Below are 13,418 nucleotides of genomic sequence, written 5' to 3' on the forward strand. Positions count from 1 at the left end.
CGCCGCTGCCTCAACCGAGGCGGCGACCGCCGCGCCACCTCCTCCCTGTACCGGCACCACCGGTAGTCTCCGCTGGGACACCCGCCCTGCCGGCAAGGCAATGCACGCTGTCAGGCGATGGCGTCCCAGTGGCGATACACCGTGCGTGTTGAGCGGCCGACGCGGGCTGCGACTTCCCCGGGACTGATGCCGGGTTCGCGCCGCCGCCAGTAGGCGACAGCTGCTGCGGTCTCCTGAGGGCCTGCGTCCGGTCCGGCAGACCCGTCAGCGCCCGCTGCGGCGGCACTGATGTGGGTGGTTTGTACGGGCTCTGTCTGGCCAGGGGCGGGCACGCCGGATGGCGGTCGCGGTTCGCCCTTCTGTGCTGCTTTGTCGGCGCCGGTTCGCTCCGCGTCAGGCGGCAATGCGTCGTCGATGGCGGGGACAGCGGCAGGCGCATCCGCGCTGGCGTGGGTGATGTCGTGCGTCGCGACGTCTATGGCATCGGTCTCGGTGTGATCGCTGGAGAGGTTGCCCGACAGCGGCGCTGTGGGCCGTGACGGCTGGGTCAGCGGCGTGGCCGCCTGATCTGCCGCCGTGTCTGTGGGGAACAGCCGTGTTCGTTGTTGCAGGGGTGTCCCGGCGGTCGTCGGGCTTGCGGGGGTGGCCGGTGGCCGGTCGGGTCGGTGGGGCGAATCTGCCAGCTGCGGCGGCGCGAGGTCGCGGGCGATGAGGTCGGTGAGTGTTTCGTAGTCTGCTCGGTCGGCGAGCCGGTTCGCGATCTCGTTGAGGTCGTACACGGCGACGGCAATGTCCGCGGTGGCCGGGTCGACGTTAGCGCGGATCTTGCGGTGCAGGACTGTCGCGATCGCCTTCCGGCGTCGTTCGGCGTCGAGTTGGGCGTTGGCTGCGGCGATCGAGGCGAACAAGCCGAGTTGTGGGTTCGCCTTGGCAAGCGACCGGGCGCGGTGCGTGAGCTGCGGGTGCCGGAGCCAGTGGCCGAGCGGCTCGTAGGCCGGGGTGGTCGGTGGGAGGGCTCCGTGAGCGCGGAGCCGGTCGCGGCGGGCGTTGCCGGCGTCGGTGGACCACACCAGGTATCCCAGTGCTGACATCCCGGCGAAGAACCCGCCGTGCAGCGGTTGCGGGTGCGAGGTCCAGTTGAATACCACCGCGCCCGCGGCGATGAGCGCGGACAGGATCCGGGAGCCGGTGGCTCGTTCCCCGAGCCGGCGGCGCACGTCCGCGTTGGACAGGATCACCACGCCGCCGAGTTCCAGTGCGGCAACTGCAGGGATCGCCCACAGCAGCGGGATGTGCAGCGTCTGCACGGCGCCGGACGCCTGACCGGCGAGAGCGACGATGATCACGATGAGGTAGAACACTCGGCGTGTCAGTGTCGCGCGCCGTACCGCCCGTAGGAGTTCAGCGTCGATGTCATCCCGGCCGGTCGGCGAGGCTGGTGCGCCGGCATGCGGTGCTCTTGTCCCGCCTGCGCCCGGTCGGTTCGTGCCGGACTGGAGTCCGGTGATGTCGGGTTCGGTGGCTGTGGTGCGGTTCATGCTGCCGCCTCCGTGCCGGCGCTGCGGTCCGGCGGTGCCGTCGTTGCCTGATCAGGGACGTGCGCGGCCGGTGTGGTGCGTGGCACCGGCTGGTCGACGGGGGGTACGGCGGCAGCTGCGGTGGGGCGGCCGGGATCGGTTCGGCGTGGTCGGTGTCGCCGGCCGGTGGGTGTGGAGGTGAGGAGCCGGTCGGCGAGGGTGGCGGTTTCCTCGCTCGGTTCCGTGTCGAGGTCGGCCAGCCGCTGGGCCAGTGTGTGACGCAGCGCGCGGACGGTGTCGAGGCGGCCGATGGCTGCGTTCGCGCGCATCGCGGCCTGGTACAGCGCCTCGGTGTACGGGCTGTGGGAGATCGCGGCATCGAGGATGCGGATGACGGTGCCGGGCTCGTCGGCCAGCGCGTCGGCGAGGGTGAGCGTCGCGTCGATAGCCTGTCGTCGGGCCGCCTCGCGGTGCGGCTCGATCCATTCGTAGTCGACGCCGTCGGCGAGGTGCCCGCGGTACGCCTGGACCACCTGTTGACAGAGGGTGATCCGGCCGTCCGGGGTGTCGGCGAGTGCTGTTTCGCGGGCTGCCTGCCGCATCCGCCACAGGTCGATGTCGAACGCTTCGCGGTTGAGCAGGTACCGCTGTCCGTCTCTGGTGAGGTAGGTGCCGGCCCCGCCGGTGCGGCGCAGCACCTGCCGCAGGTCCGAGACGTAGGTGTGCAGGCGGTGGACGGCTTTGCTGGCCGGGGCGTCGGGCAGCAGGTCGTCGAGGATCGACTCGTAGTGCGCGGCACCGTCGTGGACCGCCAGATAGGTCAGCAGTTCCAGTGACTTTGCCCGCAGCGTTCCCCGGCTGGTGTCGGCGTTCACCACCGTCGGTGGACCGAGCAGCCGCACCAGCACACGTCGTTCGAGCCGACTGGGCTCTGCACTGGGCTCTGCAGGGGCCGTCGTGCCGGAGACGGCAGCCGCTGGACCGTGCGTTGCCGCCTCGTCCGGCGGTGCCGCAACGGCTCCGGGGGTTGGACTGGCCTGCGGACTGTCTGCCACGTTCGGCGTCGCCGCGGTTGCGGCGGTGGACGCGGAAACGGCGTCGATATCGGCGGTCGTGTCGGTACCGGGTGTCAGGTTCTGGCCGGGGCCAGCGGCTCCGTCGGGCGGTGCGGGCATCTGGTCGCCGCGTGGGACCTGGGCCGGTTGTGTGGGGCTGAAGGTTGGGCACTCGCCGGTGTGGGACTCGGCGAGGACGGCGAGCAGGTCGAGGGCCTCGCCGGCGGTGAGCACCGTCAATCGTGCGATGTCCGTGGTATGGCGGGTCTGGAGGTGGTCGGCGGCGCCGGGCTGGGCGTCGGTGTGGCCGGCTGGGCGGGTGGTGCCGTCGGTGCCGACGGCGATGGTGTCACCGTCGGGCCAGTCGCCGAGCAGTACACCGTGCACGTCCAGGTGGCGGCCCTGCCGCAGCAACGCGGCGACTCGGCCGCGGTGCTCGGCGAAGCCGCCCGTACCGGTCTCGGTGGAACCGGCATCGTTGTCGGGGCCGGTGTCGGTGTCGGTGTCGGTGAGCAGGATCGTCGGTGGCATCGGTTCCTCGAGTGGGTCGACGCGGCGGACCTCGGCGACGGAGGGCAGGGAGTGTTCCTGCAGGACTCGGCTGCGGTGCAACACGACTGCTTCGAGATGGGTCAGCGCGTCCGCAAGCCCGGGCGTGATCACGATCCGGGGCGTGTCCGGGAGGCCGGGCTCGATGCCGAACAGTCGTCGCGCGACTGGTGCCGGGATCAGTACCACCGTTCGGGCCGCCTGGTCGTCCAGCCCGTCGCTGGCGGCGGTGACCAGCAGTCCACGCGCGGCGGCCTCCGCGCCTGGCCCGACCAGGCCGAGCGCGGCCGTCGGCCACCGGTCCACTGCCGTCGCGTGGGGGTCCGCCGACGTGGGCCTTCGGGTCTCGGCCCCGTCGGCGCGTTCCGGTTCGACGGCGTCTGCGGGCGGCAGGAGCCCGACGACATCCGTGTCGTCCGGCGCTGGGATGCTGATCGAGCGTCCGTTGCCCGCCATCGTCGTGGCGGCGGCCGCCCGGGACGCGCCGGCGCGTTGACGCAGCGTCCGTATGACCGCGGGCATCGCCGTCGGTTCGGTGTCGTCGGATCGGGATGCCGAGGCTCGTGGCACGTAGCGGCGGCGGCGGTGCGCCCAGACCAGCGCGACGGCGGCGAGCACGGCGGTGGCGAGCCCGGCGTCGACCCAGCTGCCGCTGAACAGGCCGATCCCGGATCTTGCGGCACGCTCGGTCGGACGCGCTGTCCCGGATTCGCCGGCCTCAGCGGACTGGTAGCCGTGGCCGGGCCCGGATCCTGCAGGGCTCGCGGTCACCGTCACGGTGGGGACGCGCGGGATGGCAGTCGGGTCTTGGCCGGTAACACCGTCATCGGACGGTTGCCCGGTGGACGTCGTCGTTGCCGCCGGGTTACTCGGCTGCGCCTGGCCCGACGGCGGCGCGCCCGCAGAGCCGCCGCCGGGATCGGTCCCGGCGGACCGGTCTCGAGCGTCGCCCGGGAGGATGAGAATCCAGCTCGGTTCGATGTGGTTGCCGCCGCCCATACGTCCGGTCCGGTCGTAGCGGCCGGCGTTGAGGCGGTAGATCTCCTGCCACCGGTGCGGGTCACCCAGGCACCGTTCGGCGATGCTCCACAGTGTGTCGCCCCGCCGCACGGTCACCGTCATCGGCTGCCGCACACCGTGCCTCACCGTCGCACCGGCAGCGGTGGTCTGCCGCAGCGAGGGAGCGACGGTGTCTGCGGACGTGCGCGTAAAGGTCGGCAACGCGGTGACGGAGGGTCTGCCCGACGAAGCGCCGGCGGCTGCCGGCAGGGCCGCGGTCGGTGGGCCGGCGGTGTGCGCGGCCGTCGCGGCTGCCGACGCCGCGCCGGCGGCCGAAACGCTGGCGGTCACCGTGGTGAACGCCAGCAGCAGTGAACCGGCCAACGTGGTGACGGTGGTCTGCAACGGCGCTGGCAGGAGCCGGGCCGCTCGAGCTCCCTGCATGAGCACGGCGGCGACGTCCGCGGTGGTGGCGACGACGAGCCATGCCCACAGCAGCACAACCGCGGCAACCGTGGTGAGCACGAGCACCGGCGGACCCAACGGCTGCGCTACCACGGCGGCGAGGTCCAGGTCGAAGGCCAGGTCGAGCCACACCTGTCGGGTTGTGATCAGCCCGGCAGGCAGGCCGAACAGGGTGCACAGCAGCGCCAGCACGCCGGTGAGGTGACGCACCACTACACCGACGCGACGACCCAGCCGGTACCGCGGCCGCTGCCAGGTCCGCCGGCTGCGCGGCGCGTCCTGCAGTGCCGGATCGTATTGAGGGTGCGGGCGCCCGATAAGCATCACGATCGTGCTCCATGCTGGCCGGTGTCGATGGACACCGATGACGCTAAGCCCGCGGTCGGTCGCGACGCCCGATCTCGGCGTTCACACGGATCACACCGGATCACACTGGTAACACCGCAGGTCACCAGGGCCCCTTCCGTCCCACACCCGGTTCAGCCGAACGGTCGCGACAACGACGCGTAAGGCATGGGAAGGCAGGGGTCCGTTACCGGCGGGTGGCCGATCCTTGGGTAGCGGGACGTGGTGGGGCGCAGCCGTGCCCGCTTGACGGCGACCCGGCCGGCGGCGGGCGGGTTCCTGGACGGTGTTGGCGTCCTGCCAGTGTCAGGTTCGACAAAGTACGGCGTCCACTGCGGTGGTGGACGGGCGGCCGGCATGCGCTGCGTAGTGGTGGGCGGGTATCGGCGTCAGCCCGCGATCCATTCGGTCCTGCCGTCGACGTCGCGGGCGAAGCCGTCGACGTTGAGGTCGTAGGTGGCGGTGACCGTGTTCCAGTCGCGGGGGTCGCGGATGGACAGCGACCATTGGTAGTGGATGGTGGCCTTGCCGGATGTGATGGTGATGACGGTGACGGTGCCGTCGGGGCGGGTGTCGAGTCGGATGGTCGGATACCGCTGCACGGTCCACAGTGGCTCGGTGGTGATCGCGTATGGGGTGAGGTGCACCATCGGGCAGTTGTGCAGGTTGGGGGAGGACATGTCGGTGTCTGGTTTGAACACGCGTTGCGCGGCGCAGGCGTTGATTCGGTCGTGGATCTGTTGCTCGACGTGGGTGGTCAGGGTCGGTTTGAGGGTGGCGGGCAGGGTGATGGTGACGGGGGTGTCAGCGACGACGGCGGTGGCTTCAGCGGGTTCGTAGAGTGCGTTGCCGGGTCTGGTGGCGGTGTAACGGCCGGGCGGGGCCCAGAACGTCAACTGCTCCTCGGGTGTCGGCATGTCCAGTTTGGCGGCGGCGAGTGTTGCGGGTGCGATCGCTGGTTTCGGCATCGTGATGGTCGAGCCCGGCGGGTCGGAGATGGACCAGAAGCCGCTGAAGATGCCGGCGCGTTGGTAGAGCACGGTGACGGCGTCGGTCAGGTGTTGCCCATCGATGTCATAGGAGACCTTGATGAGCCGCTCCTTCGTCCCGGGCCGAGGCGACGACGGTGCCTGCGAGCGTTCGCTTTCGATGCGCAGATGTTCCGGTGGTTGGTAGCCGACCCGCAGCGCCCCCGGCTGGCACAGCGGGTTCCTCGAGCACCGCGCAGCGGCGGGGAGCCTGCTGGTGTCGCGGGCGGTCAGCTGGCTGAAGAAGTCGCGGACAAGGTCCCTCGGGCCGGGCCCGGAGTTGCTCAGGACGGCGAGCACGGCGACGAGTCCGATGACGACGGCGGCCACGAGGGCGCCCGCCTGCAGCGCACGGCGACGGGTCCGTGCCGTGTGTCCTCGTGGTGGCATGACGGCGGGTGGGCGTTGCGTGTCGGGCAGTCGGGGAAGCCGGACACGCTGGCCGGGCCGGATCTGAGCGTTGCGTGGCGTGCCGAACGCGACCAGTACCGTCGGGGTGGCGGTGCTCGCGGCCGGGGTTCCCCCGCCATGGGCTGACGTTGCCGACGCGTCGGCGAGCCTGTCCTGGCCACGCGGTACCGCGTCGTGTTGCTGGTCAGGGGTCTGCATGGCTAGTTCCTCGTGGATGCGGACGGACCGTGCCGTGCCGCCCACGCCGGCTGCGGCGTGTCGACGGGGCGCACGCGTGTCGGGTCCTGGGTGAGGTGTTGCTCGGCGACACGCTCGGCGTAGGCGGCGGCCGCCCGGCGCATGGCGGCGCTGTCGCCGGCGGCCGCGTGCAGGGCCATCAGCATGCGGTGGACGGCCTCATTCGTCGGGGACACATGCAGTGCCTGCCGTAGGAGCTGGATTGCCGTCGCCTGGTCGGGCGCGATGTCGGCGAGGTAGGTGAGCACATCGATCTGGTGGCGTGCGACGTGTTCCCGGGCGACGGTGAGCCACTCGTGATCCCAGCCCTGCGCGAGCTCGCCGGACAGGTCGGTGCGGCAGAGGGCGGCAGCTTCGCCGAGCAGCTGGTGGCGGTGGATCGGATCGATGGCGGCCGCCGCCGCGTCGAGTAGGGCTTGGAGTCGCCAGAGGTCGACCTGGACGGCGCGGGCGTCGAGGCGGCACCACGCGCCAGCGGGGTCGCCGTTCTGCTGGCGTTGCAGGAGAACGGGAACCTTGGCGGCATCGTGCAGGGTGCGGCGGAGCTCGGAAACGGTGGTGAGGAACCGACGGTGTGCCACGCTGCTGGGGATGTCGGGCCAGATCGCTTCTTTCAGCTCCGCCGCGCTCAGCCCGGCGCGGTGGACGATGAGCAGGACAAGGATCTGTTGGCCGGCGGACCGGCGGATCTGCACCGTGCTGTGGCTGCCGTCCGGATGGGGCAGCAGTACTTCCGGGACGCCGAGCACGCGGACCAGGAGGCGCCGTGGCCGCCCGGCTTCCTCCGGCGGCGGATCCGGCCACGGATCCGGCCGCGACGACAGGTGCGGCGCGTCAGGAGTTCCGCGTACCGGGCGGGCGCTCGAGGTGCCTGCTGACCAGGTACCGGGCACGGTGTGGTGCGTGTGTTGTCGTTCGGAGGGCTGCGTGGGACCCGCGACCGCAGCGTCGAGGTGCTCGACGACGGCCGTCACGATGCCGAGAGCGCCGGCCAACGTACGCGCGGTGGGTAGATTCAGCACGGGCAACCGGCCGACGACCGGCGCGGGCCCAGCCACCGCGTGCAATCGGCCGTCGCCGGCCACATGCCACGTGTGCACGCCCGCAGCGGCGCCAACCACCACCGTTCGGACCGTGACACCGTCACCCGCTGCCAGGTGCCTCGGCAAGACCGGCACGCTCGTCGTTGCCGCGTCGGCAAGGACAACGATCGTGGCCGCGTCCGACCCGCCTGATGCTGACGAGACCGGCCACCACGCGTGGTCGGCGACGACCCGGATTCGTCCCGAGGTGCCGGCCACGGCGTCAGCGCCGAGCAGTGGACTCCACAGGCCCTCCGACACCAGCACCTTCGCACTGGCCGCCTGCCCGATGGTGACGGCCAGCAGGAGCCCTCGGGCAGCGTCAACAGCACCCGGCCCGACCAGCGCGACGCCTGCGGCCGGAAGCACCGCCTCGACAGGCCACACCATCGCCGCGTCCGGTACCGGTCCGTCGACGTCCTCGTCGTCAGAGGCCATCGCAGCGCAGTCTGCGTCAGCCTCCACCGCCGCGCGCGTCAGCCGGGCGAAGCGGTCCACCACGGCGGGCAACGGCGCCAGATCCTCGTCATCGCGACGCCAACCGCCAGGAGACTGTGGCAGGTACTGGCGACGCCGTTGCGCCCACATGAGCGTCGCCGCCGCGGTGATGGCGGCGGTGACCGGCACGGGCAGCCATCCGCCCGGGACCTCCACACCCATGACCGTCAGCACAGAGCGAGACCCGAGGCGCTCGCCGGCAACCGGGACCCAGCCTCGTGCGTCACGGATGTCCTGCGCGGCCGGCGGCGTCGCCGCAACGCTCGACGTGCGCGCATGATGGTCCGCCGGACCTCCGGCCCCACCACCCCGAGCCGCGTCGACCGCCAGCACGACCCCACTGACCAGGGCGGTGACCGCGGCATGCAACGGCACCGGCAGCCGAGGCACCCGTCCGACGTGCCGGGCCGCGTCAACGGCGTCGAGCACGACCATCCCCAGCAGCGCCAGCCACAGCAGCCATCCCGCGCCGACGCCCGCCATCACGGCGCCGCCGTCGGACAGCGGATCCGCGACGAGCTGCCGCCAGTCCCACTGTGCCGTGCGCTGAACCACGACCAGCCCCGCCGGCAACCCAGCGAGCACGAGCAGCAACACGAGCCCGGACGCGATGTTGCGGAACAGCCGGGTGATCACCAGCCGCCGCCCGTACCGCCATGCGGTGAACTCGCGTCCGAATCCGACCTGCCGTGCGCCCAATGAGGTTGGCCCGCGTTGCTCGTGGGCGATTGCTCGGGCGTCGACGGCGGTGTGAGCAGCTTCGGCCGCAGCAGCAGCCACGCCGTGCGCGCCGCCCACCAACCAGCGACCGCGAGGCAGAACCCGACAGCGACCGTACCGGTGACCCGCCACACCAACGTACCGGCGACCAACAGCGCCAACGGCACCGCCAACAACAGGCGGTGCACGACCCGGCGGACGACGAGCAGGCCCACCGCCGCGCCGATGCACGCCCCGCCCAGCCGCCCGACCGGGCCGATGATCTCACCGCCGGTCGTCGGGAACTGCTGCTCCAACGGCCAGGCGAGCAGATTCAACATCCACGGGCTGCCACGCTCATCAAACGACACCAGGAACGCGCCAGCTCCGGCCAGCATCGTCACCGACGGCGGAAACCGCAGCCACGTCAACCACGACCCGTCCGGCGGCTCCGGACGACGCCACACCACCACCGCCAGGATCAACACGGCCACCGCAGCCGGGAGGACTGGGAACACCGACCACCGCAGCAACGGCCACAGATCCACATCGAACGAACCCGCCGCGACCATCGCGAACACCGCCGCCACCAGCAGCCCACCCACCGCACCACCCACCAACGCCAACGCCACCAGCCGATGCCGCACCCACCCGACCAGGGACGCACCACCTCCGTCCGCTCCTGCGCCACCACGCAACGCGGTCGTCACCACCAACCCGCCCACCACCGCGATCATCCCGAGCTGCGCCGCCACCGCGAGCCCTCCCCACGCAGCCAGCACCATCCCCCTGTCGAACACCTTCTCCCGCAGCCCATACCGCTCACCGCCAGCAACGAATTGCCAAAACAACGCCACCGACCACACCACCGGCACCATCGCCGCCATCAAGTCCAACCAACCAACCTCTGGCCCCGCATCCACCGCAGGCGCGGGCATCGGCGCCTGCACCGCCCCCAGCACCACCGCCAGCTCGGCCTCCGCCACCACCGCCGGCACCACGCCCGTCGCCCGCACCAACTCCTCAGCAACCCGCGGGCTGTCCGCTGCCGAGCCGACCGCACACACCAACCCGAGCGAACCCGGAGCCAACTCGGCACCGGCGACAGCACGAACAGCTACCTCACCCACCGACACCGCCGCTGCAGCACCACCACGACCGCCGAAGACGTCTGCCCTAGGACCAGCTACGCCAGCCGCAACCGTCACGGCATCCACACTGGACAGTCCCTCGAACCCGGCCTCGGTCCGGCGCAGCACCGTCGCGGTGCAGCCGTCCTGCCCGACCTGACACACCAGGACCGCGCCACCCGCTGGCAACTGGACACCACCAGCGAGCAGGTGCCACCCCACCGCCACCGCCGCGGTCATCACCTTCCCCACACCCAGCCCAGCGCGCTGACACGTGTCACGCAACGCCGCCGCACGCCGGGAACCCCACCCAGCAGGAACCGCAAGCGTCACCACATCGACACCGCCACCAACCGCCTCGCGAGCCGCCGACGCAACCTGGCCGAACAACACCACAGCCGCAGCATCATCCGACGGTGACTGGACGCCCCCACTGCCGCGCCCCGGACCATCAGCAGCAGCCCCACGTACCCGCGTCCGCGCCGACGCGACCAAGCTGACATCGACCAGCGCACTGGTGTCGAGCCAGCCGACCCCAGCCAACGGAAGCACCATCGCAGTGCCATCCGGCCAAGCAACCGCAGCCCGCAACCGAGACGGCCCGAAGTCCAGCCCCAGCCGGACCACTCCACCGATCGACACATTGGAATTCTTAGCTGCAATAGTCGACCGGGGGTGACCTGAACATCACGTAACGCCAAAGATGAGTAGCGTCGGCTCGGTCTTTGAGTACTGCCGTCGCGGTCAAAACCACCGGGGTCGCTTCGCTACGTTCGGGGCCATACCCGAATGGAGGGCAACCTCCGGTAGTGCAGTCCGGGACGTCCAGCTGTTTCCGTTACTCGCCTCTCGCCCCTGCGGCAACGCCGTGGGGCAGTTCCCCAAGCCGGGCCCTGGAGCGTGCTCTGGCCGCACCGCGGTCACTCACACCAGAGACCATCAGCGTCCGCTGGGCGAGGCCGCCGTCTGTGGCCTCCCCAGCCGCGCATCCTGCCCCGTCGCGCGGTCAGCGCCGCCGGCCCGGCCCCGGCCCGCCAGTGATCACCGTCATGGCTTGGAGTGCCGCGCTACGGTCGTTCGTCGTCGCGGGGTGGGCGCACCAGATGCTGGTAGCGAGGCGTGCTGGCGTTGTAGATGCTGAAGTTGAGCCGGGCATCGGCGAGGCTCAGGTCGCCGTTGGGGCTGTTGGCCATGGTGTCGGCAGGTGCTTCGCCGCGGCCGTCGTCGGTCCAGTAGCAGACCGGACAGGTACTGCAGCCGGTCCGGAATCCGCAGCACGCGCACCGGGGCAAGGTTGGTTGACCCACGCCGGCAAGCCTTCCACATTCCCTACGGCACCGACAGCAGCGCCAAGACGGCTCGGGGCCGATCCGCTCGCCGATTCAGGCTGCCCTCATCACGGGACGACCACAGTGATGCACGGCTACAGCTGCCAGACCGACGCGCGCATCGCCGTCACCGCGATCTACGCACTCAGCCACCACTTGCCACCGTTGCCGACCTGGGATCCGCACCCGCGTGAGCAGGCACGGTGGCGGGTGAGGGTCTACGTCCCTGAACCGGCGGGCATCTCGCGCAGCTGACCTCCCGAGCGGGGGCACGGCTACAAGCTGGGATCTCAGACGACGCCCTCGTCGAAGGCTTCCAGTTCCAGCGCCCGCTGTGCCGCCGCCCGCGCCATGCCGCCCAGGCGCGCGTACTCGGCGTTGTACGCCGTCCGCCAGGTCGTGTCGGCCCGCACTACCCGGTACAGCACCTGCCCACCGTCGACCTCGAACGACAGGTCACTTACTACGGGAACAACTGCCGCGCTCCACTCCATATGTGAATGGTGACCGCCTCACGCAAGCCCTATCGGGGTACGCCGCGCCTGCCTCGGCATGGTTTGAGAGCAATCCCGTGCGTCCTCAGCGGCCGATCATTCGCCCGCTCAGAGTCAAAACCGTGCACGGCTAGCAGTCTGCGCCGCCGCACAGATCGCGACGTACGGAGCGTGACGATTACTGGCGACGCCGCGCAGGGCCACATCGTGCGCGGCCGCCCTTGCCGAACACGACCGGCGGCTAGATGCGCGCAGCTGATCAAGCGGTCGGGGCCAGCTGCCCGCCCCGGCTCGAACCGTCCGCTGCGCTGCCAGCAAATTAGGTGACGTCGGAATTGGAACCGCCCGACTGGCTGCCGCGGTCATTCGGACGTCCGGCCGGGCATCACCTGACTGGCGTCTGGAACGCGACGGTATTCACGACGGAGTCAAGACGTGTTCTGGCCTCGGGCACAACCCGGTCGTCGGGGTCTGGATCGAATCTGTGACGCAGGGCCGCGAGTACATCGATCTGCTCCTGCGGATGTACGTGCCACCGCGATCGATGCCGGCCCCGCCTTCGGACGGAGCGGGCAGCAGCCGCAGGTCGCCGCCCCGGTCGGCAAGCCGGGCGCGCAGCTGCTCCAGCAAATCCGTTCATCGGCCATCGGCTCCGCCGATATCGATGGACGCATCGACAGCGCTCCGTCGCCCGCAATCAGCACGGCTGTTCCGAATCGGCGACCGCCACATTGGACTGACGGCGATGTCAGCTCAGGTCAGCCAGCGTTCCAGTTCTTGAGCTCGGTCCTCGGTTTGCTTCGCGATTGCTTCCATGACCTCGGCGGCAATATCATCGAGTTCCTCAGGCGAATACTCGCCGATGCGGAGCTTACGTTGAACCCACGCTCGGACAGCGCTCTCGGCAGTGAGGCCGGAACCACTCGTAGCCGCACCTATTGCGGAAGCAACGGCAGGTGCGGTCTTTCCTCCGAACCGTTGGAGAGCCAAGCGGAAGAGGTCGCCCATTGCCATCGGCAGGTATTATTCGGTGAATCGCTCGACCTCGCGAGCGTTTTCGCGAACACGTTACATATGGCCGTTATCGCACATCGGCTCCATCCAGCCGCACCGCGCCACGGGCACGCACCGGCAACCGCGCCCGGATCGACTTGACCACGGCGCGGAGCCGGGCGGCGACCGCCGCCGTGACCGCTTCAGGCACTCGGCTCCGCTCGGCCGACGCCTGCGCTGCCGCTCGGTCGGCGATACCGTCGATCGGGGTGAGTCACCTGGGGGCACGCCCGGATCGGGACGTCTCACGGCGGACGGCCGACGTCCCTGATGGCGTAGACGGATATCCGTGCTCGACGACGCGGTAGGTGTGCTCGACGGTGGGTGCCCTGCGGACCGTGATCCGAGTGCCGTTGCGCCCGCCCGGGAAGGACCTGAGCACCCGGCGACCTCTGTCGACCGGCCTGTCGTCACTCGCCTCGCTGTTCCGTCTGGACCGCGATGGGCTGTGGTTCGGCTGGTCGGCTTGAGCCGTGCCTGGAACGCGCCTCCCCATGAAGGGCCGATGGACGGGGATGCGAGCGGAGT

The 13,418-nt window shown here is 70.6% G+C and carries 7 protein-coding genes; all 7 read right to left on the reverse strand.

The window, feature by feature from the left end; all coding sequences use genetic code 11:
* Positions 1–110 precede the first annotated feature (110 nt).
* The 7 genes from AB0K00_RS21645 to AB0K00_RS21675 all read right to left on the reverse strand — a co-directional run bounded on the left by AB0K00_RS21645 (position 111) and on the right by AB0K00_RS21675 (position 12,851).
* Complete coding sequence (locus AB0K00_RS21645; protein ID WP_363523255.1) at positions 111–1,538, reverse strand: hypothetical protein; 1,428 nt, start codon at positions 1,536–1,538, stop codon at positions 111–113.
* A complete protein-coding gene (locus tag AB0K00_RS21650; RefSeq protein WP_363523257.1) occupies positions 1,535–4,795 on the reverse strand; it encodes a BTAD domain-containing putative transcriptional regulator in 3,261 nt (1,086 codons plus the stop codon). The genes AB0K00_RS21645 and AB0K00_RS21650 overlap by 4 nt, the downstream gene beginning before the upstream one ends.
* A gap of 524 nt (positions 4,796–5,319) precedes the next feature.
* A complete protein-coding gene (locus tag AB0K00_RS21655) occupies positions 5,320–6,567 on the reverse strand; it encodes a hypothetical protein (protein ID WP_363523259.1) in 1,248 nt (415 codons plus the stop codon).
* Positions 6,568–6,569: 2 nt separating this feature from the next.
* Positions 6,570–9,038 (reverse strand): bacterial transcriptional activator domain-containing protein, encoded by a 2,469-nt coding sequence (locus AB0K00_RS21660; protein WP_363523261.1) that lies wholly within the window; start codon positions 9,036–9,038, stop codon positions 6,570–6,572.
* Between the two features lie 2,044 nt (positions 9,039–11,082).
* The gene (locus tag AB0K00_RS21665) at positions 11,083–11,322 is read right to left on the reverse strand and encodes a CPCC family cysteine-rich protein (RefSeq protein ID WP_363523263.1); all 240 of its coding nucleotides are present in this window, start codon (positions 11,320–11,322) and stop codon (positions 11,083–11,085) included.
* 311 nt (positions 11,323–11,633) lie between these two features.
* Positions 11,634–11,837, reverse strand: a complete 204-nt coding sequence (locus tag AB0K00_RS21670; RefSeq protein ID WP_363523265.1) for a hypothetical protein — start codon at positions 11,835–11,837, stop codon at positions 11,634–11,636.
* A gap of 753 nt (positions 11,838–12,590) precedes the next feature.
* Positions 12,591–12,851 (reverse strand): hypothetical protein, encoded by a 261-nt coding sequence (locus tag AB0K00_RS21675; RefSeq protein ID WP_363523267.1) that lies wholly within the window; start codon positions 12,849–12,851, stop codon positions 12,591–12,593.
* Positions 12,852–13,418: the final 567 nt, after the last annotated feature.

The sequence above is a fragment of the Dactylosporangium sp. NPDC049525 genome, from assembly GCF_040676755.1.
Taxonomy (GTDB): domain Bacteria; phylum Actinomycetota; class Actinomycetes; order Mycobacteriales; family Micromonosporaceae; genus Dactylosporangium.

What these genes read in the sequence shown, in the direction of transcription:
- AB0K00_RS21670 (WP_363523265.1), bottom strand. Translation starts at nt 11,837, where the DNA reads ATGGAGTGGAGCGCGGCAGTTGTTCCCGTAGTAAGTGACCTGTCGTTC.
- AB0K00_RS21655 (WP_363523259.1), bottom strand. Translation starts at nt 6,567, where the DNA reads ATGCAGACCCCTGACCAGCAACACGACGCGGTACCGCGTGGCCAGGAC.
- AB0K00_RS21645 (WP_363523255.1), bottom strand. Translation starts at nt 1,538, where the DNA reads ATGAACCGCACCACAGCCACCGAACCCGACATCACCGGACTCCAGTCC.
- AB0K00_RS21675 (WP_363523267.1), bottom strand. Translation starts at nt 12,851, where the DNA reads ATGGCAATGGGCGACCTCTTCCGCTTGGCTCTCCAACGGTTCGGAGGA.